The following is a 25,496-nucleotide window of genomic DNA, read 5'->3' as shown; positions in this document are numbered from 1 at the left end:
TCAGCCCGCCTCCACCTGTCGCAGGGAACCGCCTATGGCGGCGACACACCGCTGCGCGAGCTGGTCGTCCCACTCGTCATTAACGGCCATAGGCACCACGGCAGACGGGTTAAGCCACTGAATGCGCGGCGCGAGACTGGCTTTTAAAACATTGCCGATTTTGTCTTCAGAGACATGTTCACCGCAGACATAAATCGCCACTGGCGGCGCCTGTCCCATCTGCCGTTCGTAATAATCCAGCGAGCGCTGCAGCTCCAGCGCCAGCGCTTCCTCCGGCAAGCTGTCGAGCAAACCGCCGTTGTAGTCGAGGGAAAAAGAACGGCCGAGATAGAGATTGCCCAGCCGGTAAATAAAGACGCTGGCCATGCCGTCGCGAATCCGCGTCAAGGCCACACCTCTCTCTGCTTGATCCGGAGGCAACAAATTCAGCACCACATTGCGCAACGCCAGCTCACCAATATCGATGGATTGCAGTGCCAAGCCCGCCTCGCCGACCAGATCGACAACAGCCTGGATTTTCTTTTTTTCGCAAACCACCACATAAACCATTTTCTTGTTGGAACGCACACCGTCTGCCGGCAGTGCAAAAACATCCACCGCAGCCTGGTCGACCGGAATATTCACCAGATCCTTAAGGCGCCAACGAATAGCGCCGCGCAGTTCTTCCGCCGGAACGTCCGGTGGTTCAACCAGGAGAATTTGATAGGTGTCAGGCCCCAACACCGCGTTGCAATCGGCGTTGTTCAGGCGTTTTTCCGCCACCCAGTCCTTTAATAACTGAGCGGGTGAAACAGTTTTTTGGTAGCGCAAAAAATCCATATGGCTGACGGTTCCGCCCTCGCCTGTCTGACGCGCCACCACTGCCATGCCGTCGGACTGCAGCTCCAACCCGACCGTCACGCCTTTGCGCCTCTGCTTGAACAAACCGCGCAGCCGCGCTGAGAACGCGTCTCCCATCTAAACCCTCATGGACATCGAACCAAGATTCACGGCGGGACGAGCCGCACCAGATATGTATCCTGCGGGTTTTAAAACCTTCAGGCATAACTGAGTATAGACACTGGCAGTCAATGTGCTGCCGAATCAGCTAAGCGTTACAGGGTGAATAACCAAAGCGTTATAGGATCAATTGCCGGTGCAAATAGCCGAAGCGTCCAAGGGGAATTGGCGAAGCGCCAAAGGGTTCAGAAGTGAGACGGGTGGCGGGAAAAACGGTAGGCGGCAAAGGCCGGAACAAAACCGACGATCACAGCGCCGGTGTAGACAGCGCCCAGCATATAGCCGGTAGCCGGGTAGAACAGGTTCGCGGAGATATGCAGGCCGAAAGAATCCACTATATAAGAACGACCCAAGGTCAAAAGTACGGTACTCACAGCATAAGCCGCGACTGTGGCTAAGGTGGTCATCAACAGCACTTCCAGCTGTAACAGCAGTGCAATAAACCAGGGGCTGGCGCCTACCGTGCGCAGCAAGAGGATTTCCCGTTTTCTTTCGCGCATGGAGGCGAGCAGCATTGCCGACATGCCAAACAAGGCCGCCACCAATACTAGGGCCGAAACAAAGCGCAGGGTTCCTTCCATCACCCCGAGGCTTGACCAGAACTGCGTCAGCACCACACCGGGCAAAATAGCTTGCAGCGGTTCACCGCGATACTGACTGACCGCGCGCTGTACCTGAAATACCTTCACGCGGGATTTCAAGCCAACCAAAAATGCGGTGATGGATTCCGGTTCAAGATCGTGGGCTGCCCCCTTGCGGTGAATTGCCTCCAGGCCGGCAAGGCTGATATGCAGAGTCTGATCTACCGGAGTGCCGGTGGGTTTTAAGATGCCCACTACGGTAAAAGGATGCTCATCGTGCAAGGTAAAACTGGTCGCCGCTGTGCCATGGGCCAGCACCAGCTCATCGCCGAGCTTGTACCCCAAGCGTCGCGCCACTTCCGCACCCAAAACCACTTCGAAAGCCGCGTGAAATTCCCGCCCTGCGGCAAAGGTTAAAGGCAGGCTCTGGCCATAGCGGTAATGGTTAAAGTACGACTCATTGGTACCGAGAACCTTATAGCCTTTATGGGAATCACCCAACGACAGCGGAATAGTCCAGGCCACATCCGGCAGCGCAGCGATTTCCTGATAACTGCGCCAGGACACGTTATTGCTCGCATTGCCCAGGCGAAAGACCGAATAGAGCAGCAAATTGATATCGCCGGTGCGCGCACCGACGATCAAGTCCGTACCCGAGATGGTCCTGGCAAACGCCGACTTGGCGTTTTGTCGCACATGCTCAATACCCACCAGTACCAAGATGCTCAACGCCAAAGCCGCAATCGTCAGGGCCACCGACGACTTGCGTTGCGACAGACTGCGCCAAGCCACCCGCCAGAACATCAGGCCACCCTCTCCGCGTGATTAAGCTCCGCCATATCCACCTGAGTGGAAAAATGGCCGGCCAGGGAGCGGTCGTGACTGACAAAGATCAAGGTTGCGCCGCAGGCATCCAGCGTGCGCAGTAACAATTCAATAAAAGCATCGCGATTGTCCTGGTCGAGCGCCGACGTTGGCTCGTCCACCAGCAGAATTTCCGGCTGATTGATCAAAGCACGCACCACTGCCACCCGCTGCTGCTGACCGATACTCAGGGCACCGGCTTTTTGCTCGAGCAGAGCAGCAGGCAGATTCACACGCTGCATCAGCTCCACTAAATAATCTTGCCATTCCCGCCGGGAAGAGCCGAAATGCGCGGCGAGTTTGATGTTCTCCCGCACTGTGAGCCAGGGAATCAAATTGAATTGCTGAAACACCACACCCAGATGGCGCGCACGGAATTTATCGCGGGCGTGATTGCCCATCCCGGTCAAATCCTGCCCGAGCACTTTGAGTTCGCCGGAGGAAGGACGCAGCATGCCGCAGAGCAGATTCAATAAGGTCGATTTGCCGCTGCCCGACGCGCCGCGCAAAAACACCCGCGCACCCGAGGCAATCCGCCACTCCGGAATATACAGCACCGTCTCGCTGGCATAAGCAAAGCGCAAGCCGTGCACGGAAATGGCGTCTGCAACGGGTTCCATAATCAGCGGGAAAACCTGCCTAAATTGTCGGAGGGGGCGAAAGCCTATAACATAGCCGCGTTTTTTGAAACTCAGCGACCTGCCGACTTATGACCTTTCTTCGCGCGTTCTTCCTTCTGCTTTTCTCCTCACTGGTGCTGGTAACAGGCTGCTCTAAAAAGTCGGCTATCCAACAAGCGCCCGCGCAAAATCCTCCAGCAAACTCCGCCGGCCCCAAAATCGAATATCAGGAAATCGAATGGACGGATTTGATACCGAAGGAAGATCTGGATGCGCTGATGAATCCGCCGGAATATTTGAATGAAATCGCCGACGGCTCCGAGGAAGATACGCTGGAAGATCAACTCAAAATTCAGCAGGAAAATCCGGACGATCCCTATCAGAAAGCGCTGGTGTCCACCAAGGTCATCGCGGAATTTCACCAACGCAAGGTTCGTTTACCCGGATTTATCGTGCCCCTGGATTTTGACGACAACCAGGTGATCACCACATTTTTGCTGGTGCCGTTCTTCGGCGCCTGTATCCACGTACCACCGCCGCCGCCCAATCAAATCATTTTCGCCACTTACGAACCCGGCCTTACGTTGGATGATTTGAGCGATGCCTTTTTTATCGAAGGCACCATTTTTACCGAATTGCAGGAGCACGATCTGGCCACTTCTGCTTACTCCATGAAGGTGGATCGCATACTGCCCTACGAAGAATAATTAACGCCCCAGGGCAGCCCGCGGTTTTTCCCTGCTCAACACCGCACTGCCCTGCCTTTGCTCAATCACCCATTCCAATTCAATCGTTTCTACGGCAGGAAATTCGCTAAAAAGCTCGAGCGATAATCCCTGCAATTCCGCCAGCTTTGCACAATGAAACATGGCTTCGACTTCGATATCTGTGTGATGCTCATGCGCTTCCGCATTGCCGATATCCACGCTGGCAATCCTGCAATTACCGCCCTCAAGCCCCAACCACTGCGCAACCTTCTGCAAAAAATCTCGCGCCTGATTTGCTGTTTTGCGCTCTTTCTCCGTTTGGGGAGTATGTTCAAAACCGAGAAAATTTGCCGCAGGCGAGCGCAGCGACACCAATAAATCGGTGCCCTCGCCTGCCACTTGCAGCTGAGCTTTGCCGTGCACGTGGGCCTCGTGGGATTCGTGATGATGGGCGTGGTCATGTGCAAATAACGGCATTGCCAGTGCGAATAACCATAAAAAGCTCAAAGCTGAGAGACGCATGATCACCTCCAAAAAGTCTGCGCGAATCATACAGCGGTTATCCGTAGAGCGGAAAAGGTGCCGCCATCAAGACATATCTGACCGCTGCCGTTAAAATGCGGCACATTTTTTTATCCGCGCGACCGCCATGTTTCATATCGCCCTTTTTGAACCGCAAATTGCGCCCAATACCGGCAATATCCTTCGCCTGATCGCCAATAATGGCTGCTGGCTGCATTTGATCGAGCCGCTCGGTTTTGATCTGGAAGAGAAAAAACTGCGCCGCGCCGGGCTGGATTACAGCGATCTCACCAAAGTCACCATCCACAAAAACTACCAAGACTTCAGCCAGGCCATGACCGGTCGGCGCATTCTGGCCTGCACCACCAAAGGCAGCCGTCCGCACGACCAGCTGCAATACCAGGCCGGTGACGTGTTGTTGTTCGGCTCGGAAACAGCTGGTCTGCCCGCCGACGTACTGGGCTCTTTTCCCCTCGAACACCGTTTGCGTATCCCTATGCAGCCCAACAGTCGCAGCCTGAATCTTTCCAATGCGGTTGCGATTGTGAGTTATGAGGCGTGGCGGCAGTTGGGGTTTGTGGGTGGGATTTAGTACAACCACGCGCATCCTTACCCTCTCCTAGGTAACACGTGCCAATAAATTATTCCCGGCCAAATCCTTTGTTGCCACGCAAAATGATACGTTGTATCGTACCACGCATTTTTACCCACCTGGATACATCCATGAAGCGAGTTGTGTTTCTTTCCGGCATCCTGCTGAGTACGCAGGTTTTTGCAGAGACCGTTACAGGCGTTGTGACAGACGATCAGGGACGGCCATTGGAAGCCGCTAAAGTCTCGGTTGTCGGCAGTCGACAAAGCACACTTACCAATCCAGACGGGCAGTTTAGCCTGCAAGATCTCCCCGAAGACGGCGCCATTGAGTTGCATGTGACGGCGCAGGGGTACAGCCATTTGGCGGTTCATGTAGAACAGCAGAACAAAAATCTGCAGCTGGTTTTACAGCCCACAGTGCTGGAGCAAATCGACGTCTACGGTTTGCCGATCCACGCTTCCAATATGGAATCCGTCCAGCCGATTTCCGTGATTCGCGGCGATGAATTGCGCCGTAAAAGTGCAAGCACTTTGGGTGAAACCTTAAAAAATGAAGCGGGAATTCACTCGACCTACTACGGCCCCGTATCCAGCAGCCCGATTATTCGCGGCATGGACGGACCGCGTGTACAAATTGCGCAAAACGGTCTGGATGTGGCCGATGCTTCGCGCATAGGCCCCGATCATTCCGTCGCAACAGAAACCGGTTCTGCCGAACAAATCGAAGTATTACGCGGCCCCGCAACGCTGTTTTACGGCACTGGCGCTATAGGCGGCGTAGTGAATATCGTCGACGACCGGGTTCCGCGCGATAACCAAACCCGCGCCCACTTCAACACCGGCCATAATTCCGTTGCCGACGAAAATTACACCGGTTTCGGTGTGACTTCCGGGGCAGATCAAGTTGCCTATCATCTCGATGGGTTTTGGCGCGACGGCAATAACTACAAAATTCCCGCCGACGATGAAAATCGTAAAAGATTAGCCAATAGTGCTTCCTCATCCGCCAGTTTTAACGCTGGCGGCAGCTATTTCCTCGACAACGGTTTACTTGGAATCTCCTTTGGTAAATTGACACGCGATTACGGCATTCCCGGTCATCAACATAACGCTCATGATCATGACGATGACCACGATCATGATGAGCACGAAGATATTCACCAGCAAGAAGATGTAAGAGCAAAACTGCAGCAAAACCGCTGGCTGCTGATTGGTGAATTCGCGCTGAACAAAGGCATTCTCAGCGATATCAACACCAAAATCGGCTATTCGGATTATCAACACCGCGAAATTCACGACGAACATGCGGATGATGGCAGTCTGTTTAAAAACAAAACTCTGCAAACCCGCGTCGATTTTCTCCACCGGGAAATTCTCGGCTGGCGCGGCGCATTATCCAGCGAATACAAAACCACGGAATTTTCCTCCGAAGGTGCAGAAGCCTTTACTCCTCAATCGGATACCGACACATTTACCGTCGCTTTGATTGAGGAAAAACACAGCGGCGCTCTGCTCTGGCAGCTTGGCGCTCGTATAGAAAAAATATCCTTGAAAACCGATTCGTTTTATCTGCCGGATTTGCACAACCATGGCGAATCAGCGTCTTTAATTTCTCGCGATTACGATTTCACACCTTACAGCCTCTCCGCTGGCGTCGTGTGGGATTTTGCCGATAGTTATAAATTCGGCATTTCCTACGCCCACGCACAACGCGCACCCTCCGCAGCGGAATTATTTGCCCTGGGACCACATATCGGCACACAGACATTTGAGATAGGTGCAATGTTTGATGTGCACGAAGTAGCGCCGGATCATTTCCATTTGGAAATCGCTGACGAACCAACAACGGAAAAATCCAACAATATCGATATCAGCCTGCGCAAACACAAAGGCGCTTTCGGTTTTATCTTCAATATTTTTTATAACGAAATTTCCGATTATTTTTATCAAGCTGATACAGGACTGACGACACATCAATTATTTGGTCATGAAGGCGAAGAAGAACACGAAGGCGATTTGCCGGTTTATATCTTCCGCCAAAGCGATGCTGTTCTTTATGGCGCGGAATTGCAATTCACTTGGCGACCTGCAGAGTTTTTGCAGTGGACCTTATGGGGTGACAACGTCCAAGCGGAATTGAAATCGGGCGAATACCTACCCCGCACACCACCGAAACGACTGGGCGTTATGTGGGACTTCAACCATAAAAAATGGAACACCAAATTCTGGGTAAGCCACCTGTTTGATCAGGACAACACCGCCCCAGGCGAGTCAGCGACCAATGGTTACACATTGATCAATGCGGAAATTTCCTATTCCCATAACTTCGATGGCACCGAGATCACCTGGTACCTGCAGGGCGACAATCTGACCGATGAATACGCCCAAGTGCACTCGTCATTCCTGAAAGATCTGGCGCCGCTGCATGGGCGGGGGTTTAGGTTTGGGATACGGGGATCCTTATAAGAGGTCGCCATACGAAGCGTTAGGCATATAAGAGAGGATTGCAATAATTGGCATCTCTGATATGCCAATGCCTCTGATAGAAGATCTTTAATACCTGAAACGCTTCGAGTTTGCTAAAGTCCCTGCAAAGATGTAATCGCGGCAAATTCATCCAAAATATGAGGCGCCTTTTATGCTCCGCAAGAACCCTACCGGCCACTACCCCGAAGTCAGCAGCGAAGCTTATGTAGACAACACCGCAATTATTTGCGGCAAAGTCATTATCGAAGCCAATGTATTTATCGGTCCCTACGCCGTTATTCGTGCGGATGAAGTGGACGAAAACGGCGAGATGGAAGCCATTATTATTCGTCGTAATTCCAATGTGCAGGACGGCGTGGTGATCCACTCCAAGGCAGGCGCTAAAGTCGAAATCGGCGAAAGCACCTCCATCGCCCACCGCTCCATCATTCACGGTCCCTGCGTAGTCGGCAGCAATGTGTTTATCGGATTCAATAGCGTTCTGTTCAACTGCCGCGTCGGCGACGGCTGCGTGGTGCGCCATAACTCGGTAGTGGACGGCTGCGATCTGCCAGAACGTTTCCACGTACCGTCCATGACACGCATCGGTCACGATTTCGATTTAAACACTATTCCCAAAGTGGATCCGGAATATCAGGCGTTCTCCGAATCCATTGTCAGCGCCAACCATTATTTGATTAAAGGCTACAAGGAACTCTCCAACGAATTCTAAGGATTTATGACAGACGCGCGTCCGATTCCAACCAATATCATCACCGGCTTTCTCGGCACAGGAAAAACCACCTCAATACTGAACCTGTTAAAAACAAAACCAGCAGGTGAACGTTGGGCGGTGCTGGTAAATGAATTTGGTGAAGTGGGAATCGACGGCGCGCTTTTGAGCGGTGCGGGAGACGATATTTTTGTGCGCGAAGTACCGAGCGGCTGCATGTGTTGCGCCAATAGCTTGCCGGTGCAGATTGCCCTTAACCGTCTGCTGCGCAAAGCGAAGCCGCAGCGATTGTTGATTGAACCCACCGGGCTCGGCCATCCGGCGGAAATTATCGCCCTGCTGCGTTCTGAGCTTTATCAAAATGTTCTGGACCTGCGCGCAACTATCACCTTGGTGGATGCACGCAAATTGGCCGATGCGCGCTACCGCGATAACGCGACCTTTCAGCAACAGCTGCAAGTTGCCGATGTAGTGGTGGGCAATAAAGAGGACACTTATACCGGCGCGGACCGCGAGCGTCTGGAACAGTACTGGCAAGAATACCTGCCGGGGAAAACCCTGATTTACAGCAGTTGGGGCGAATTAAATCCGGCGCTTTTGGATCAGGAAAATCGCACACCAAGCCAAAAGCGCGAATTCAATGCGGTGAGCCCTTTCACCGTCGACCTGCCGGAAACCCTGCCCGCCTGCGGTTATATCCATAAAAGCCGCGCAGCCGATGGCTATTTCAGCAGCGGTTGGATTTTCAGCCCGGATATTATTTTCGACTACGCCAAAATTTTTGCGCTCTTGAATGGCTGCGAGGAAGAACGCTTAAAAGCGGCATTGATTACGGAGCAAGGGGTTTTTGGTTTTAATAAATCCGGCGCGGTGCTGACTGAAATCGAACTGGACGACGCTCTCGACAGTCGCATCGAAATTATTCACGAAAGGGAAATTGATCAGGATGCGTGGCAAGATCGCCTCTTGTCGGCCGTGCAACCTAACGCCTAACAAGCACCGACACTCTCAGTTAAAAATACACAGCCATCACTATCGCGTTGCTGAAGCACAGGGCGCTAAAGCCATAACGCACCCATTGGCCGGGAATACATTTACCCAATATACGTCCGGCAAACAGACCACTTACTGTGCAGAGAATAAATAGCTCTACAGGAATCGTCAGTGCTACGCCATTCGGCAAAGCCAACCCCACAGCCACCAACGAATTCAGTGCGACTACCATCAGCGACGTCGCCACCGCACTGTTAAAAGAAAGCGGACTCACCGCCAAAAGCGCGGGGACCACAATAAAACCTCCGCCTACACCTAACAGCCCGGTAAAAAATCCGGCAACCAAACCGATTGCAACCATCACGAAAAAGGTTTTAGGCGTCCAAATAAAGCGACCCGAATCCGGCGCAATGGCACATACAATTCCGACGAGATTGTTTTTTTCCAAGGTCAGCTCTTTACCGGAAAACAGCATGCGCACACCGACGATAACCATCACTACTGAAAATAAGCAATGAAGTACAACCGGACTTAACTGATGCCCCAACGCCATACCGAAGGGCACAACCAAACCACCAGCCAACGCGAGAACAAGTGCGGCGCGATAGCGCAGCAGTTTTAAACGTAGACCATGAAAACTTCCCACCATAGCGGCAAGGCCGACGGCAATTAATGCAATAGGACGCGCATCGGTTAGGGCAACACCCATTCCATACATCAACGCGGGAATGGCAAGAATGCCACCACCCGCACCCGTCAGCCCCATAATCAAACCGACGAAAAGTCCCAGCGCAATGCCGATGAGCATCAGCGTTTATTCCACGGCATATGCGCAAGTATTTTTGCCATACCGCAAAAACCGGTGATGCCCGCCAATAAAAGCCCTGCGCCGATAAATCCCGACAGATAGTGAAATTTAGGCGATATCGTCAAGCCGAGAACACAACCGGTTAAAGCCAAAAAACCCGCGCCAATTTGCACTTGTCGCTGCATTTCCAGCGGTTGCGAGGAATCTTTTACCACTGGCTGTTGCGCCTTTTTCCAAGCATCAAGTCCGCCAGCCAAAATAAACGCTTCGGTTTTCACCACCTCCGCCAAGCGCTGTGCATTGGCAGACGTGCGCATGCCGGAACGGCAATGAAAAATCACTTTTTGATGATTCACAAACGCAAGCTTGTCCGGCGATAACTCGTCCAGTGGAATATTTTTCGCCACCTGAATATGTTCGCGCGCATATTCGTCGGCACCGCGAATATCAATAACAACCGCACCTTCCTGAATCAGCCGCGACGCTTCGCCAGGGTTAATATTGGGCAAACTCATAACGCTACTCCTTACCCAATTGGGCAACAGGTTACGGACAAAAAATGGTTTTTAATGTATCGATCAGCTTGGCGACATCCGGATTGGCAATGCGGTAATACAGAGTTTGCGCCTCGCGACGGTAGGTAATCAGGCCTTCCTCGCGCAGTTTACTCAGGTGTTGCGACAGCGCTGGCTGCGTCAAGTCGAGGGATTCGTTGAGTGCACCCGCACTCAACTCTTTATGCTGCAACAGCAAACAGAGAATCAGCAGGCGATTTTCATTGCTCAACAGTCGCAAAAAAGCCGCCGCCTGTTGCGCACCGTCGCGCATAAAAGTTTCGACACTCAATTTTTTCACCTTCATTTTCCAGCAACACCTCCGCCATACGCTTGGCAAAACATAGGTCCGCTCTGTTTGACACATCGTTAAGACAATGCTTATATAATAGACATCTTAAATAGTTTGTCAATCGAGGAGCTGCCATGCCATCACGTATTAAAATCCGATCATTCTTCGATGAGGCGACCAGCACCGTCAGTTATGTGCTGTGGGAAAACAAAAAACATCACGCGGTCATTATTGATCCGGTGCTGGATTATGATCATCCCAGCGGCAAATTCTCGACCACGTCGGCGGATTTATTATTGGCTTTTCTCGACGAGCATCAGCTTTCCCTGCAATGGATTTTGGAAACTCACGCTCATGCGGATCACCTGAGCTCCGCCCATTACTTAAAGCTTAAAACCGGCGCTCCGCTTGCCATCGGCGAGCATATCCGCGAGGTGCAAAGACTATTTCGCCCTGTTTTTAATTTGGACGATGTGTCCCTGGATGGCAGTGAATTTGATCGTTTGCTAAAGGATGGCGAGCGCATTCCGCTAGGCGAAACGTTTATTGAGGTACTGCACACGCCCGGGCATACCCCTGCCTGCGTGTCCTACTACGTGGACGGAAATTTGTTTGTCGGTGACACCTTGTTTATGCCGGATTACGGCACCGCACGCGCCGATTTTCCCGGTGGCAGCGCCGAGACCTTGTACACCTCCATCCAACGCCTGCTAGCCTTTCCGGATGAAACCATCATCCATCTTTGTCACGACTACAAAGCGCCTGGCCGGCAGGAACATTGCTGGACCACCACAGTCGCGGAACAACGCGCCCACAATATTCACGTGCACGAAGGCATTACCAAGGAGCATTTTGTCACCACGCGCAACGCGCGCGACGCCAAGCTGCCCGCCCCGCAACTCTTGCTGCCGTCCATTCAAGTGAATATCAAGGCGGGGCAACTCCCTCCGGCAGAGAGTAACGGGGTGCGCTATCTAAAGATTCCAATTCGCAGCCGCGCCGATGAATAAAGCCGATAAGCCGCCGAGCCTAACTATGCCGCTGAGCGTGCGGGGAATCTTCTGATGTGAGCGGCGGAACAGTTGGTGCCAGCGCTGGTCTTCTCGTAGTATTACGGCGCTCGTGCCTATACTTGGTTCAATCGATGATTGCGAACGCACTGATGCATCCGGCGTTCGCGGTGAAAATTAGAAGAAATGGCCATCTTGCCGCTTGTGGCAGATGGTTGCCCCTATTGGCCTTACAGAGACAATTCGTGAACCCATTATTCAGCGACAGTACCGTAGCTCGAGTTTTACTTGTCTTGGTTTTGGTGGCCGGTGTGTTCTTCTTCATCGGCTTTGCCATTCCGGTGGTGGCGGCACTAATTATCTGCTTCGCCAGCTGGCCACTTTTCAAACGGCTCACCGAGCTGTGCAATAACCGGCGAATCCTCGCCTCCAGCATTGCCATAGGCCTGATTCTCCTCTGTCTTGTCATCCCTATCTCTATCGCCATGGCCTATGCCTTCCGCGAAGCCAGCGGCTGGATCGAGTGGTTTCACACCGCCAACCAAACCGGTATTCCTGCACCGCCCTGGCTGGCTTCTCTACCGGGGGTGGGCGAGTGGCTGACGACCCAGTGGAACGATTACCTCAACGAACCACACGGCCCTTCTTATGTTCTGAGTGTTGTCAGCGGTAAAAACATCGGCGGCATTTCCAAATGGGTTTGGTCGCTCAGCTCCAGCGTCGCCAGCTTGTTGCTCACCCTGCTGTTTATGCTGATTACCCTTTTCTTCCTTTACAAAGACGGACACTCCATCGCGGCGCAGGTAGACCGGATTGGCGAACGCGTTCTCTCCGTACGCTGGCGCCGTTTTTCCCGCGTAGTACCCGCTACCGTCAGCTCCACGGTGATCGGCATGGGGCTTATTGCTATAGGCGAAGGCGTTGTACTGGGTGTTGCCTATTGGATCGCAGGCGTTCCCTCGCCCGTTACCTTCGGCGTCCTCACCGGCTTTATGGCGCTGATCCCCGGTGGCGCGCCTTTAAGCTTCACCTTGCTATCCATTTACCTGATTGGCACCGGCAATGTATCCGGCGGTGTCGGTTTGTTTTTATGGGGCAGCATCGAGTTGTTTATCGTCGATAAAACCCTGCGCCCCAGATTGGTAGGCGGCCCCATTAAACTGCCGTTTTTGCCCACCTTTTTCGGTTTGATCGGCGGCGTCAAAACCATGGGACTGGTCGGCCTTTTCGTCGGCCCGGTGTTAATGGCGCTGCTGGTAGCTATGTGGCGGGAATGGCTGCACGACACTCATGTGGAAGGCGCATCAGTCGTCAGTCGAGACACGAGTCCGCCGGAGTGACTTGATCTCACCGCGGCGCGACTTTTCATCCATGCGCTTCTTCTTGGAACTTTTGGTGGGCTTGGTCGCGTGGCGGGTTTTCTGGACTTTAATTGCGCCGAGTATCAACTCGCGCAGCCGATTCAGCGCATCATCCCGATTTTTCTCCTGCGTGCGAAACTGCTGCGCCTTGATAATCAGCACACCCTCTTTGCTGATGCGACTGTCTTTTAAATCCAACAAGCGACTTTTATAAAAGTCCGGCAGGCTCGAATTGGGGATATCGAAGCGCAGATGAATTGCCGACGAAACCTTATTAACGTTCTGCCCACCCGAACCCTGCGCGCGAATCGCTGTTAATTCGATTTCCTCATCCGGAATCGACACATTGGATGTGATCGTCAACATGGCCCGCCTCTAGTCCAGAACTGCAATATAAGACCTGCCAGTATCCCTGAATTCTCCTTAAAAAAAGAGAGCCCCTGGGCTGATATAACCCAGAGCTCGCGAAGAACGTTTAATCTCCTTAAGGTTCGCGCATCAACCCTACGCGCCCCCAACCCGCGAGCACCATTATCAACATACCCAGCAAATCCAAACTGCCACCACTACTGCCACCACCACTCGAAGTGTTATCACCGCCGGATGAAGAGCTGCTTGACGAAGAACTCGAACTGCTTGAGCTGGAGGAACTGGAAGAATTACTTGAACTGGAAGAATTACTTGAACTGGAAGAATTACTTGAACTGGAAGAGCCGATATTACCCGAATAAACCGTTGCCAATTTTGACGTTGCCTTAATACCGTTGAGGCTGTTGAGCAACAAATTGCCCCAACTGGAAAGATTGGAGGGATTGAAATTCAGCACTATATCCAACGTGGTACAGCAAGAACCATTTCCGGACCAGGACCAGCCGATATAACCGATATCAAACTCCTGCCCGACGCGCATAATCGATTCCGCATCGACGAAGTCACCCTGATGGTCCGCACCAAATTCACCGATAATAATTGGCAAATTGTGCTGATTCATAAACGAGCTGACGTAATTGCGGATAGTGTCGTAATTTTGATACACCTGATACATATGAACACTAAAAATGGTGTTATTCAGATAATCCGCATCCGCCACTTGAAAAGCATTATTCAACATTTGCTTCTCCCAATCCTGACCCCAGCTCGGTGCATCCACCACCAGCGTATGCGTCAAACCGGCACTGCGAATTGTTTGAATTGCTGAACGGTGCGCATTGATCCAATCACTCGCCGGACGACCATTACCAAAAGGCTCATTGCCGATATTAATCAGCACATAATCTTCCTGACCTTTCAGCGTATCAGCGATTTCCGCCCAATAAGCCTGCCTGCGCGACAGCCGTTGCCTCCGCTTTTTCACCGTAACCTGTGGTGTCATGCACTTCCAACATACAAATCAGCTTGTTGCTTTTGCACAGGTTAATAATTTCTCTGACTTCGCTTACCGGCGTTTTTATCCACCCTTCGCGATGCGTCCCATTCGACAAAACCACCCGTACTGTATTTGCGCCCGTTTTTGCGATATCCGCAATTGCGCTATTGGTTTTATTGGAATACCAAGTGTGCGCATGATTAATCCCGCGCATCACAAACGGCTGGCCATTGCCATCCAACAACTGCGTACCCGACACAGAAAATCCCGCCCAAACGGACGGGACCCAGGCCCCAGCACCCAACACACATCCTCTCAAAAGAGCCTTTATGGCTTGCTTATTCATTATTTTCACTCCGCGATTGTCACCAGTCCCTTCCGAGCGAAAGACCCTCTCTACCCCTGCCCCAGCCCGAAAATGATCATTTTTTAGTCAGAAAAGCGATGTAACGGGTTACATTATAGGAGCGGGTGCATCCGAGGAGAACACGTGTTTCGTAGACTTGGTCACGAATGTGGCGAGAAAGTAACAACAACTAATTTGGGGTTTTGGTCGGTGCTTCTTGTATCTGCGAAGCCGTAAGGGTTTTAGCTGGAATCATAAGCGCGTTTACCGTTAGAATCGTTTCGTCTCGTCAAGCAAACTTCGGCCTATCTAGTGCAAAGATCATATGAATCTAAAGCGTGACTATTACACTACCATTATCGTAGGCACCGGGTTTGCCTCTTCATTTTTTCTAAAAAAATATCTTTCCCTCTCCGGCCAAGATGTGCGAGTTTTGGTGCTGGAAAAAGGTGAAGATATTCCCTACAGCTGGAAACTCCAAAACATCACCAATACACCATACGATTTCGAAAAAGATCTACACAACCTCACCCCCCAAAAATCGTGGATCCAGAATATCGCGTTTGGTGGCGGCGCCTGCTGGACTGGAAATACTCCTCGTTTACATCCCAGCGACTTTAAAACTCGCACCCTGCACGGCGTAGGAGAGGACTGGCCTTTCGACTACCATGAACTCGAGCCTTATTTGGCAGAAGCAGAAGACATTATGGGAATCGCGGGCGCTGAATGCGCTGAATACCCCCGTTCGCGCCCCTACCCGGCCCCAGCTCATCGCCTTAATGCCCTAGACAGGCTGTTTCAAGCTAAATACGGGGATCAATACACTGCCATGCCCAGCGCGCGCGCATCACATTATTCGGTTGGGCGCGCGCCTTGTTGTAACAATGGCGTCTGTTCGGTCTGTCCAATCGGCGCAAAGTTTCAGGTCGACCTCTACATGCGAGATATTTATCAGGACCCTCGCGTGACTTTAATTACAGGGGCCGACGTAAAAGCAGTCATTATCGAAAATGAAATGGCAAAAGGAGTCACTTATAGACGCGATGGCAAAGAACAAGAGGCTTTCGCCGATCTTGTCGCCGTCGGAGCCCACGCAATTGCTACTCCTTATATATTGCTTAATTCAGGTCTTAATGATTACGCACTGGGGCGTTATTTGAATGAGCAGATTGACGTAGACGTGCGCGTAAACCTCGACGGCGTAGAAAATTACGACGGCGGCCAGCGTGTGACAGGGTTGGGCATCATGTTTTTGAATGAACCCAATCGAAACCGGATTCCCGGCTGTGTAGTGGAAAATTACAACATCCCATGGTTGCGCGCAGAATTTGGAAAGTGGCGTCACGTAGGACTTTTAAAATTCGTTTTTGAAGATATCCCAGAGCCACACAACAGAGTGACCGTCGCGCCTGACGGTCGCATGCAAGTTGAATATGCTGAATATTCGGATTATATGAAGCGAGGTATTGCAGATGTAAAACGCAGAGTGGAAATGCTGTTGGATGGCCTACCCGTTGAGGATTATGTTATCAACTCAGAGGAAGATAAAAGTCTCCGCGGCTCCGCTCATATTCATGGCACTACCCGCATGGGCCTCGATCCCAACACAAGCGTTGTAGACCCCCAACTCGTGCATCACCGTGTGCGCAACCTCTTGGCGCTGGGTTCCGGTGCATTTCCAACCTGCCCGGCTGCCAATCCGACTCTTATCCTTTCCGCTCTTTCTCTACGCAGCGCTTATAAACTTCTGACTTAAATTAAGGGACTAACCATGGCTGGCAAACTAACGCGAAGAAATCTTTTGCTCTTTTCTGGGCTAGGCTTTTTAGCCGCCTCCGGCGCTGCACTTTTCAGATCTTGGGCCACCGCAACTGAGACAGATATAATAGTGGCAATACTGCGCAACCGCTTGCGCCCACTTAAAATTGAGGTGGAAATTTTTAAACAATTCAGCGTCGAGTATATCGAGACAAGAAAAGAATACGCCGATCGACTACGCTTTCTGGGGACATTTGCGGAACTATTTTCCGTAATTACACCCTATCAATTATTACCAAAGGGACATCCGTGGAGACGAATGGAAAACAATATAGTTTCTACTTTTTTGCTATCGACAGATTTTTTTCAAAATGGAGCCAGGACGGATATTCCCGTCAAATATCTCGGCTTCTACGACCCTTATCGGCGCCCCTGCGTTCAGTTTTTCACTTCAAATTAAGCATCAAACGGCGACGAAAATTTTGCAGCTTTTGAGTTGCCAATCTGCTTTGGGGAAAATTGATTACGGCTACGACGAGTTTTCCTGCTAATTCCTCTGGCTGATACAGAGCTGTTATCTGGGCGCTGGATTTTTTGATGCCGATTTCTTCTCCAAAATCGACCTACAGAACATAAGCTGGCTTGCGAGCTTCATTGAATACAGATGCACTGATAATGCGTCCGACGCGAAGTTCGATTTTTAAAAAGTCGTCGAATGGGATGGTTTCCATAAGTTTTCTCACGAAGAGTTAAGTTGCGCAAGCAAAGTATTGTGCAATTAGCAAATGCTGCCAGCCACATTAATTCTGGTTGAAGCGACCGGAGAAATTTATAGAAAAGCAAAGGGATAAGCTAGAAAGGAATGCATCGAGCGACTGATTCGCTCGATGCACAGGAGGTAGAAATTAATCGTTTCCGTAACTCATTAACCGCTCATAACGCTTTTCCAACAACTGATCGATTGGTATTGCAGAGTAGCGATCGACCTGGGCGATCAGGCGTTCTTTGAGGGTTTCGGCCATGGCTTCGATATTGCGGTGGGCGCCGCCGAGGGGTTCGGGGATGGTTTCGTCGACGATACCCAGTTCTTCCAGAACACTGGAAGTCACACCCATGGCTTCGGCAGCCAGAGGTGCTTTTTCCACGGTTTTCCAGATGATGTTGGCGCAACCTTCCGGAGAGATTACGAAATAGGTGGCGTATTGCAGCATGTTCAGGTGGTCGCCCACGCCGATAGCCAGGGCGCCACCGGATGAACCTTCACCGATTACGGTGCAGATGATCGGGGTGCGCAGGCGGGACATGACTGCAAGGTTTTGCGCGATAGCTTCACTGATGCCGCGCTCTTCGGAGTCGATACCTGGGTAGGCTCCGGGAGTATCAATCAGGGTGAGGACGGGCAGTTTGAAGCGCTCAGCCATTTCCATCAGGCGCAACGCTTTGCGATAGCCTTCCGGTTTGGGCATACCGAAGTTGCGGGCAACTTTTTCGTGAACGCTGCGGCCTTTTTCTTCGCCGATCACCATCACGGGTCTGCCGTCCAAACGCCCTATGCCGCCGATAATGGCTTTGTCGTCGCCGAAGTGGCGGTCGCCGTGGAGCTCTTCCCAGTCGGTAAACAATCTGGTGATGTAATCAGAGGTGTAAGGACGTTGCGGATGGCGCGCGACCTGAACGATCTGCCAGGGAGTCAGATTGGAATAGATGCTTTCGGTCAGTTTGGAGGATTTTTCGCGCAGACGCTCGATTTCTTCCGTGATGTTCAGACGGTTGTCGCTGCCAACCAGCTGCAGTTCCGCGATTTTTCCTTCGAGTTCAGCGATGGGTTGTTCAAATGGCAAGTAATTCAGGTTCATATTCGGTTCTGGTTATGACTGGGAACGGAGCCTGACACAGGCTCCGCGGAAAAAAATTGGGCGAGAGTTTAGCACTATATGGATAGGATCTTCACGCCACATGCTGCCGGTAAACCACTTTGACCTTCTCCGGCCCGTACAATGAGCGCAATTGCACCAGCAGTTCGTCGGTCGGTTTCACCTTCCACTGCGGCCCAAGCATCAACTGAGCGGCGCAATCGCCGCGTTGATACTCCAGGGCTACGGCACATGCGCCCTGACTGTGCGGCGTCAGCGTCTCTTTCAGTTGCTGAACGCTGTTGGGGTCCAGCTCGTCGCGCTTCCACACGATATTGATGGCCTGAACCTTGGCGAGGCGGGCCTCAGCCAAATCCATAACCGCATCCGCCCGCATTTTTAAGCCGCCACTGTAATCGTCGAAGCTGATCACTCCGTCGATCACCAACATGGCATCTTTGTTCAATTTATCTCGGTAAGTGTTGTAGGTATCGGCAAAGACTGCGACTTCTATCCGGCCACTGCGGTCATCCAGGGTGACAAACGCCATACTGTCGCCGCGTTTGGTTTTCATCACCCTGAAAGCCACTACCAAGCCAGCGACGGTTTGTTTGTTTTTATCCGGCTTGAGATCGACAATGCGGCAGGACACCAAGTGTTTGAGCTCGTCCTGATATTCCTCAATGGGGTGTCCGGTGAGGTACAAGCCCAGCGTCTCTTTTTCACCGTTGAGGCGCTCTTTGATGCTCCAGCGTTTGATCTTGCGGAAATCCTCATAGACGTCCCGGCTGTCTGCATTTGCTTCGATGATGGAGCCAAACAGATCCACCATACCCGCATTGGCATTGGCGGCGCTCTGCTCGGCGGTTTTTACTGCTTCGCCCAGAGCGGCGAACATCACCGCGCGGTCGTAGTCCTTGTCGACGCCGGGACCGAGGTTATCGAGAGCACCACTGCGCACCAGCGCTTCCAAAGCGCGCTTGTTGACTTTGCGCGAGTCAACGCGGGAGCAGAAATCGAACAGGTCTTTAAACGGACCTTTTTTGCGCGCGTTGATGATGTTTTCGATTGGGCCTTCACCCAAACCTTTAATCGCGCCGAGGCCGTAGATGATGTTGTTCTGGTCATCCACGGTGAATTGGAATTCACCCAGATTCACATCCGGCGGCAACAGATTGAGGCCCATGTTGCGGACCTCTTCGATAAAGGTCACCACCTTGTCGGTTTTGTCCATATCGGACGACATGGTGGCGGCCATAAACTGCGCCGGGTAATGCGCCTTCAGCCAGGCGGTCTGGTAGGAAACGATGGCGTAGGCAGCCGAGTGCGATTTGTTGAAACCGTAACCAGCGAATTTTTCCACCAGGTCGAAAATACGAATCGCCAGTTCCGGGTCTATGCCCTGCTTCTTCGCACCTTCTTCGAATACGGCGCGCTGTTTAGCCATCTCTTCCGGCTTTTTCTTACCCATGGCTCGACGCAACATGTCCGCACCGCCGAGGGTATAACCGGCTAGCACCTGGGCAATCTGCATTACTTGTTCCTGATACACGATAACCCCGTAAGTGGGTTCGAGTACCGGCTTCAGGCTGATGTGCTGGAACTTGGCGTCCGGATAGGCCACCTGGGCGCGCCCATGTTTACGGTTGATGAAGTCGTCCACCATGCCCGATTCCAACGGACCTGGGCGGAACAGCGCCACTAAAGCGATAAGGTCTTCAATGTTGTCCGGCTGCAAACGCTTGATCAGGTCCTTCATACCGCGGGATTCAAGCTGGAATACCGCAGTGGTTTCCGCTTTTTTCAGCAGTTTGAAGGTGGCCGGGTCGTCGAGCGGGATGGCGCTGATATCGAGCGGCGGCTCCTGGTTTTTCTCGCGGCGCCGGTCGATCATGCGGCGCGCCCAGTCGATGATGGTGAGGGTGCGCAAGCCGAGGAAGTCGAACTTCACTAAGCCCGCTTCTTCTACGTCGTTTTTGTCGAACTGGGTTACCAGACCGCCGCCGGTTTCGTCGCAATACAGAGGCGCGAAGTCGGTCAGCTTGGTCGGCGCGATTACCACACCACCGGCGTGCTTACCGACGTTACGGGTAATGCCTTCGAGCTGCAGCGCCATATCCCAGATTTCCTGGGCGTCACTGTCGTTCTGCAGAAATTCTTTTAATTGCGGCTCCTGCTCCAGCGCCACTTCCAGCGTCATACCGGGTGTGGCGGGAATCAGTTTGGAGAGTTTGTCGGCGAGGCCGTAGGACTTGCCCTGTACCCGCGCCACGTCGCGTACCACCGCCTTGGCGGCCATGGTACCGAAGGTGATGATCTGGCTCACCGCGTCGCGACCGTAGGTATCAGCCACATAGGAAATCACGCGGTCGCGGTTATCCATGCAGAAGTCGATATCGAAGTCGGGCATGGACACCCGTTCAGGGTTAAGGAAACGCTCGAACAGCAGGTCGTATTGCAGCGGATCGAGATCGGTGATTTTCAGCGCGTAAGCCACCAGCGAGCCAGCACCGGAACCCCGCCCCGGCCCTACCGGAATATCGTGGTCCTTGGCCCACTGAATGAAGTCCATCACGATCAGGAAGTAACCGGGGAATCCCATCTGGATGATGATATCCAGCTCGAACTGCAGCCGGTCTTCGTAGACCTTGCGCCGCTCGGCGTAGTTGGGCGTGTCCGGCGGCAAAATACGCTCGAGACGCTTCTCCAAGCCCTCAAACGAGATTTTGCGGAAGAAGTCGTTTTCGGTCAGACCTTCGGGAATCGGGTATTCCGGCAGGAAGTATTTGCCGAGCTGAATATCCAGGGTACAGCGCTTGGCAATCTCCACCGTATTGGCGAGCGCTTCCGGAATATCACTGAACAGCTCGGCCATTTCTTCGGCGGATCGCAGATACTGCTGCTCGCTGTAGCGGCGCTCGCGGCGTGGATCATCCAGAGTGCGGCCTTCGCCGATACACACCCGCGCTTCGTGCACTTCAAACTGGTCAGCGTCGAGAAAACGCACATCATTGGTGGCCACTACCGGCAATTCCAAACGGTCAGCCAACTGCACGGCGCGTTCTATATAAATGCCTTCGTTTTCCCGGCCAGTGCGCTGTAATTCGATATAAAAACGATTAGGAAAATCTTTTGCCCAGCCACGCGCCAGAGTTTCCGCCTGCTCAATGCGGTCAGCGATCAAGGCTTTACCTATGTCCCCTGCCCGCGCGCCGGAAATTGCGATGCAACCTTCGCTGTATTGCGACACCCACTCGCGCCGCACATAGGGCTGGCCGAGGTGCTGGCCTTTTTGGTACGCAAGGGAGATCAACTGGATGATATTTTTGTAGCCCACATTGTTCTGGGCAAAGAGGGTAATCAGATGGGCTGGCGCGTCTTCCTCTTCACCGCGCACGAGCAAGTCACAGCCGCTGATGGGCTTGATGCCCGCACCCTGCGCCGCCTTATAAAACTTGATCAGTCCGAAATAGTTGGTGAAGTCGGTAATGCCGCAAGCAGGCATTTCCAATTTCTGCAGGCGTTTGACCAGGCCTTTGACACGAATAATGCTGTCCACCAGGGAGAATTCGGTGCGCACCCGCAAATGTACAAAATTTGAACTCATGAAATTTCCACCATTTGCAGCAGCCGATTGCTACCACCTGCTTACTTCGTAATCACTGAACTAACTGCGCCCGCAAACGGGGCAAAGACGGCCATTCTAGGGCGTCAATCACGCGAAATACACCCCAATTTCCACCCGCTTGGGTGCGCTAATTTGACGAACCTCAGGAAATTCGCGAGCTTGAAGGAAAAGCCAAGATTAAGCGTAGCATTGGTGCAATATTTGCCTACCGTTCGTCACGCGAAGCCGTTTCAAAAAAATATCTGGGCGCCGAGCGCGCCAGCGAGGAGGGACCGACGCGAGCACTGGCGGCCGAGTGCCAAGCACAGGGATTTTTTGAAATGGCTTCTGTGGGACCGCCAAGGACCGACGATGCAGCACCACTATTGGTGCCAGGACCGACCGCCCCGTCAATTGCATATCCGGGACTGAACGCCATGCAGTACACAAAATCCATGATCGATCAGGTTTTTCTGATCCGCAAAATCGTACCCGCGCCCGCACGCGCGCATGTCAAATTGACCAACCCAGCACTGCTGGATCTTCTGGTGGATCTTTATAGAGAAGTGGAGGATCTGCTGTTGCGAGACCTGATTCGCCAGCTGATGTCTATGGCTGGACCAGCGTGGATTACGCGCTTGCAGACCAACTATGAAATGCAAGAATCGTCCAAAAAAGAAGAACACCAGCCGCATCAGCAGGTTTACCGCGGACACACGATCGCGGCTGCCACTCCATCAATTCCTTCTGTCACACAGACCCCCGCTGCTGTTAGAGAAAAAACCGTGATCTATCGCGGTCACACCGTTGCTTTATCGCATTGAATCCGCGCGCACTCTCTTAGCCGGAACGCCGCTGCAGCCTTCCGACTTTTTTATTCCTGCAATAGGTGAAATTTGTTGGAGTAGGTTTTTTGCGCTGGGAGTAGTTTTTTTGCGCTGCATGCCGGAAGGCGGCTAGCGCCTTCCGAGCTACATAATCGATTTTTATTCGTCGTCTTCCATCAACGGACGCGCCCACAGGTCGTAGTCGTCCGCGCCTTCGATCACGACCGGCAACATATCACCCGGTTTTAAGCCGTAGTCACCTTCGATCATCACCACACCGTCAATTTCCGGTGCATCGGCGTAGCTGCGTGCGGTGGCAACGCCATCTTCTACGTAGTCAACCAGCACATCCATTTCCCAACCGATTTTGTTTTGCAATTTAGCGGCAGAAATGGCTTGTTGTTTTTCCATAAACCTTTCCCAACGTTCCTTTTTCACTTCATCTGGAACCTGATTGGGCAATTCGTTGGCGGCGGCACCGGCAACGGGTGAATATTCAAAGCAGCCAACGCGATCCAATTGCGCTTCGTCCAGCCAATCCAACAAATAATTGAAATCTTCTTCCGTTTCTCCCGGGAAGCCGACAATAAAAGTCGAACGCAAAGTAATCTCCGGGCAGATTTCCCGCCAGCGATTAATGCGCTCCAGAGTTTTTTCCTGGTGAGCCGGACGGCGCATGTTTTTTAGGATCGCCGGGCTTGCGTGTTGGAACGGAATATCCAGGTACGGCAGGATTTTTCCTTCCGCCATCAACGGAATAATGTCGTCCACGTGCGGATAGGGATACACATAATGCAGGCGCACCCACGCGCCGCCTAAATCACTCAACGCCTCGCACAGATCGTACATTTTGGTTTTGACCGGACGGCCCTGCCAAAAACCGGTGCGGTATTTCAAGTCGACGCCGTATGCGCTGGTGTCTTGCGAAATCACCAACAGCTCGCGCGTACCGGCTTTTACCAAACGCTCGGCTTCATCCAGCACACTGCCGATTGGACGGCTGACCAGATCGCCGCGCATGGACGGAATAATGCAAAACGAACAGCGGTGGTTACAGCCTTCGGAAATTTTCAGATAGGCATAGTGACGCGGAGTCAGTTTGATGCCTTGCGGTGGAACCAGATCGATAAAAGGATCGTGATCTTTTTTCGGCGGCACCACTTCGTGCACCGCGTTGACCACCTGCTCGTACTGCTGCGGGCCAGTGACTGCGAGCACGCTCGGGTGGATCTTGCGAATAATGTCTTCTTCAACACCCATACAGCCGGTGACGATCACGCGGCCATTTTCACTGATGGCCTCGCCAATGGCGTCGAGGGATTCCTGCTTGGCGCTGTCGATAAATCCGCAGGTATTCACCACCACTACATCTGCGTCCTCGTAACTCGGCACCACTTGATAACCTTCGGTGCGCAGCTGCGTCAGGATGCGCTCGGAATCCACCAGCGCCTTGGGGCAACCGAGGGACACAAAGCCGACTTTGGGAGATGAATTGGACATGTTGGAACCTGCGGAAAAGAAACCTGCAAACAGAAAAAAGCGCGCATTCTACCTGAACCCTCAGGTAAAAATCTGCGCATTTGAATAAAAAATAGACACAGGCCGGGCGAGCCCGACCTGGATGAACTTACTTCACCACTTCGCCGTGCGCCTGCTTGTCGGCGTGGTAGGAAGAACGAACCAATGGGCCGCACGCGGCGTGTTTGAAGCCCAGCTCTTTGGCGATGGCGGTGTATTCGTCGAACTCGGCAGGCTCCACGTAACGCAGAACCGGCAGGTGGTCTTTGGAAGGCTGCAGATACTGGCCGATGGTGAGCATATCGATATCGTGCTCGCGCATCTGCTGCATCACGTCGATGATCTCTTCTTTGGTCTCACCCAGCCCCACCATCAGACCAGATTTGGTCAACACGTCAGGACGGCGCGCTTTGTATTGCTTCAGCAGTTCCAGCGACCACTTGAAGTTGGCACCGGGGCGCGCTTGCAGATACAGGCGCGGCACAGTTTCCAGGTTGTGGTTGAACACATCCGGCGGCTCGCGCTCGAGGATATCCAGGGCAACATCCATACGACCGCGGAAGTCCGGGGTGAGAATCTCGATTTCCAACTCCGGCGACAAGGCACGCGCTTCGCGGATACAGTCGGCAAAGTGTTGAGCACCGCCGTCGCGCAGGTCGTCGCGGTCCACGGAGGTGATGACCACGTACTTCAATTTCATCTCAGCGATGGCCTGCGCCAGATTCTTCGGTTCTTCCGGATCGAGCGGATTGGGTTTGCCATGGCCAACATCGCAGAACGGGCAGCGACGAGTACAAATATCCCCCATGATCATGAAGGTCGCGGTGCCGCCGCTGAAACATTCGGACAGGTTCGGACAGTTGGCTTCTTCACAGACGGTGGAGAGCTTGTTTTTGCGCAGCAGCTGTTTGATGCGCTCGACTTCTGGTGACGCGGGGATGCGCACGCGAATCCAATCCGGTTTGCGCAGCATGGCGTCGCTGGCGATGATTTTGACGGGAATGCGTTCGACCTTATCGGCGTCGCGCAGTTTTTCCCCTTGGGCCAAGCGGCGAGTGCGTTTTACGGGAAGATTGTCAGTCATAGAAGTCTGTCTCGAAGAAGACGGTTAGATAAG

Annotated in this window: 24 protein-coding genes; 10 read left to right on the top strand and 14 right to left on the bottom strand. The window is 52.7% G+C overall.

Going from position 1 to position 25,496, the window contains the following annotated elements:
- From pilM to DWB84_RS15245, 3 genes are all read right to left on the bottom strand, one after another.
- Window positions 1–957 carry a pilus assembly protein PilM gene (gene pilM / locus DWB84_RS15255; protein ID WP_187410670.1) on the bottom strand — a complete coding sequence of 319 codons (957 nt, stop codon included), beginning with the start codon at window positions 955–957 and terminating at the stop codon, window positions 1–3.
- Window positions 958–1,184: 227 nt separating this feature from the next.
- Window positions 1,185–2,384: an ABC transporter permease gene (locus DWB84_RS15250; RefSeq protein WP_187410669.1), complete on the bottom strand. Its 1,200-nt coding sequence runs from the start codon at window positions 2,382–2,384 to the stop codon at window positions 1,185–1,187.
- Entirely contained in the window at window positions 2,384–3,064 is a 681-nt protein-coding gene (locus DWB84_RS15245; protein WP_187410668.1) for an ABC transporter ATP-binding protein, read from the bottom strand. Before DWB84_RS15245 ends, DWB84_RS15250 begins: the two co-directional genes overlap by 1 nt.
- 89 nt (window positions 3,065–3,153) lie before the next feature.
- Between DWB84_RS15245 and DWB84_RS15240 the strand changes: the two genes are divergently transcribed.
- Window positions 3,154–3,771: a DUF3299 domain-containing protein gene (locus DWB84_RS15240; protein WP_187410667.1), complete on the top strand. Its 618-nt coding sequence runs from the start codon at window positions 3,154–3,156 to the stop codon at window positions 3,769–3,771.
- On the opposite strand, the gene DWB84_RS15235 is transcribed toward DWB84_RS15240, so the two are convergent.
- Complete coding sequence (locus DWB84_RS15235) at window positions 3,772–4,293, bottom strand: DUF2796 domain-containing protein (RefSeq protein ID WP_187410666.1); 522 nt, start codon at window positions 4,291–4,293, stop codon at window positions 3,772–3,774.
- 127 nt (window positions 4,294–4,420) lie between these two features.
- Here DWB84_RS15235 and DWB84_RS15230 point away from each other — a divergent pair, with 127 nt between their 5' ends.
- The 4 genes from DWB84_RS15230 (at window position 4,421) to DWB84_RS15215 (ending at window position 9,079) form a co-directional block, all read left to right on the top strand.
- Window positions 4,421–4,885 carry a tRNA (cytidine(34)-2'-O)-methyltransferase gene (locus tag DWB84_RS15230; RefSeq protein WP_187410665.1) on the top strand — a complete coding sequence of 155 codons (465 nt, stop codon included), beginning with the start codon at window positions 4,421–4,423 and terminating at the stop codon, window positions 4,883–4,885.
- A 131-nt stretch (window positions 4,886–5,016) separates the two neighbouring features.
- The gene (locus DWB84_RS15225; protein ID WP_187410664.1) at window positions 5,017–7,353 is read left to right on the top strand and encodes a TonB-dependent receptor; all 2,337 of its coding nucleotides are present in this window, start codon (window positions 5,017–5,019) and stop codon (window positions 7,351–7,353) included.
- A 172-nt stretch (window positions 7,354–7,525) separates the two neighbouring features.
- A complete protein-coding gene (locus DWB84_RS15220; RefSeq protein WP_187410663.1) occupies window positions 7,526–8,086 on the top strand; it encodes a carbonate dehydratase in 561 nt (186 codons plus the stop codon).
- Window positions 8,087–8,092: 6 nt separating this feature from the next.
- The gene (locus DWB84_RS15215) at window positions 8,093–9,079 is read left to right on the top strand and encodes a GTP-binding protein (protein WP_187410662.1); all 987 of its coding nucleotides are present in this window, start codon (window positions 8,093–8,095) and stop codon (window positions 9,077–9,079) included.
- 19 nt (window positions 9,080–9,098) lie between these two features.
- Here DWB84_RS15215 and DWB84_RS15210 read toward each other — a convergent pair whose 3' ends face one another.
- The 3 genes from DWB84_RS15210 to DWB84_RS15200 are packed head-to-tail and all read right to left on the bottom strand — an operon-like array spanning window position 9,099 to window position 10,748.
- On the bottom strand, window positions 9,099–9,887 hold the full coding sequence (locus DWB84_RS15210) for a sulfite exporter TauE/SafE family protein (RefSeq protein ID WP_187410661.1): 789 nt from the start codon (window positions 9,885–9,887) through the stop codon (window positions 9,099–9,101).
- Window positions 9,887–10,402, bottom strand: coding sequence for a rhodanese family protein (locus DWB84_RS15205; protein ID WP_187410660.1), 516 nt, complete (start codon window positions 10,400–10,402; stop codon window positions 9,887–9,889). The genes DWB84_RS15210 and DWB84_RS15205 overlap by 1 nt, the downstream gene beginning before the upstream one ends.
- Window positions 10,403–10,433: 31 nt before the next feature.
- Complete coding sequence (locus DWB84_RS15200) at window positions 10,434–10,748, bottom strand: helix-turn-helix transcriptional regulator (RefSeq protein ID WP_187410659.1); 315 nt, start codon at window positions 10,746–10,748, stop codon at window positions 10,434–10,436.
- A 119-nt stretch (window positions 10,749–10,867) separates the two neighbouring features.
- Here DWB84_RS15200 and DWB84_RS15195 point away from each other — a divergent pair, with 119 nt between their 5' ends.
- Both DWB84_RS15195 and DWB84_RS15190 read left to right on the top strand, forming a co-directional pair.
- Window positions 10,868–11,743 (top strand): MBL fold metallo-hydrolase, encoded by an 876-nt coding sequence (locus DWB84_RS15195; protein WP_187410658.1) that lies wholly within the window; start codon window positions 10,868–10,870, stop codon window positions 11,741–11,743.
- Window positions 11,744–11,988: 245 nt separating this feature from the next.
- The gene (locus DWB84_RS15190) at window positions 11,989–13,083 is read left to right on the top strand and encodes an AI-2E family transporter (RefSeq protein ID WP_187410657.1); all 1,095 of its coding nucleotides are present in this window, start codon (window positions 11,989–11,991) and stop codon (window positions 13,081–13,083) included.
- Here DWB84_RS15190 and arfB read toward each other — a convergent pair.
- The 3 genes from arfB to DWB84_RS19155 all read right to left on the bottom strand — a co-directional run bounded on the left by arfB (window position 13,048) and on the right by DWB84_RS19155 (window position 14,816).
- Window positions 13,048–13,470: an alternative ribosome rescue aminoacyl-tRNA hydrolase ArfB gene (gene arfB, locus DWB84_RS15185; protein WP_187410656.1), complete on the bottom strand. Its 423-nt coding sequence runs from the start codon at window positions 13,468–13,470 to the stop codon at window positions 13,048–13,050. The genes DWB84_RS15190 and arfB overlap by 36 nt on opposite strands.
- 118 nt (window positions 13,471–13,588) lie before the next feature.
- Entirely contained in the window at window positions 13,589–14,374 is a 786-nt protein-coding gene (locus DWB84_RS19160) for a cellulase family glycosylhydrolase (RefSeq protein ID WP_370589729.1), read from the bottom strand.
- A gap of 25 nt (window positions 14,375–14,399) precedes the next feature.
- Window positions 14,400–14,816: a cellulase family glycosylhydrolase gene (locus DWB84_RS19155; protein ID WP_255429018.1), complete on the bottom strand. Its 417-nt coding sequence runs from the start codon at window positions 14,814–14,816 to the stop codon at window positions 14,400–14,402.
- A 325-nt stretch (window positions 14,817–15,141) separates the two neighbouring features.
- On the opposite strand from DWB84_RS19155, the gene DWB84_RS15175 reads away from it, so the two are divergent.
- The gene (locus DWB84_RS15175; protein ID WP_187410655.1) at window positions 15,142–16,572 is read left to right on the top strand and encodes a GMC oxidoreductase; all 1,431 of its coding nucleotides are present in this window, start codon (window positions 15,142–15,144) and stop codon (window positions 16,570–16,572) included.
- A 15-nt stretch (window positions 16,573–16,587) separates the two neighbouring features.
- The gene (locus DWB84_RS15170) at window positions 16,588–17,034 is read left to right on the top strand and encodes a hypothetical protein (RefSeq protein WP_187410654.1); all 447 of its coding nucleotides are present in this window, start codon (window positions 16,588–16,590) and stop codon (window positions 17,032–17,034) included.
- Between the two features lie 445 nt (window positions 17,035–17,479).
- Here DWB84_RS15170 and DWB84_RS15160 read toward each other — a convergent pair whose 3' ends face one another.
- Window positions 17,480–18,430, bottom strand: a complete 951-nt coding sequence (locus DWB84_RS15160) for an acetyl-CoA carboxylase carboxyltransferase subunit alpha (RefSeq protein ID WP_187410653.1) — start codon at window positions 18,428–18,430, stop codon at window positions 17,480–17,482.
- 91 nt (window positions 18,431–18,521) lie between these two features.
- A complete protein-coding gene (gene dnaE, locus DWB84_RS15155) occupies window positions 18,522–22,034 on the bottom strand; it encodes a DNA polymerase III subunit alpha (RefSeq protein WP_187410652.1) in 3,513 nt (1,170 codons plus the stop codon).
- Between the two features lie 437 nt (window positions 22,035–22,471).
- Here dnaE and DWB84_RS15150 point away from each other — a divergent pair, with 437 nt between their 5' ends.
- Window positions 22,472–22,858: a hypothetical protein gene (locus DWB84_RS15150; RefSeq protein ID WP_187410651.1), complete on the top strand. Its 387-nt coding sequence runs from the start codon at window positions 22,472–22,474 to the stop codon at window positions 22,856–22,858.
- Between the two features lie 162 nt (window positions 22,859–23,020).
- On the opposite strand, the gene rimO is transcribed toward DWB84_RS15150, so the two are convergent.
- Both rimO and lipA read right to left on the bottom strand, forming a co-directional pair.
- Entirely contained in the window at window positions 23,021–24,361 is a 1,341-nt protein-coding gene (gene rimO, locus DWB84_RS15145; RefSeq protein ID WP_187410650.1) for a 30S ribosomal protein S12 methylthiotransferase RimO, read from the bottom strand.
- A gap of 127 nt (window positions 24,362–24,488) precedes the next feature.
- A complete protein-coding gene (lipA, locus tag DWB84_RS15140) occupies window positions 24,489–25,463 on the bottom strand; it encodes a lipoyl synthase (RefSeq protein WP_187410649.1) in 975 nt (324 codons plus the stop codon).
- Between the last annotated feature and the right edge of the window lie 33 nt (window positions 25,464–25,496).

This window comes from Saccharophagus sp. K07, assembly GCF_014336955.1.
In the GTDB taxonomy this organism is placed as follows: Bacteria; Pseudomonadota; Gammaproteobacteria; order Pseudomonadales; family Cellvibrionaceae; genus UBA5868.
The sequence above is the reverse complement of the archived record's forward strand: the minus strand, read 5'-3'. Positions and strand labels throughout refer to the sequence as shown.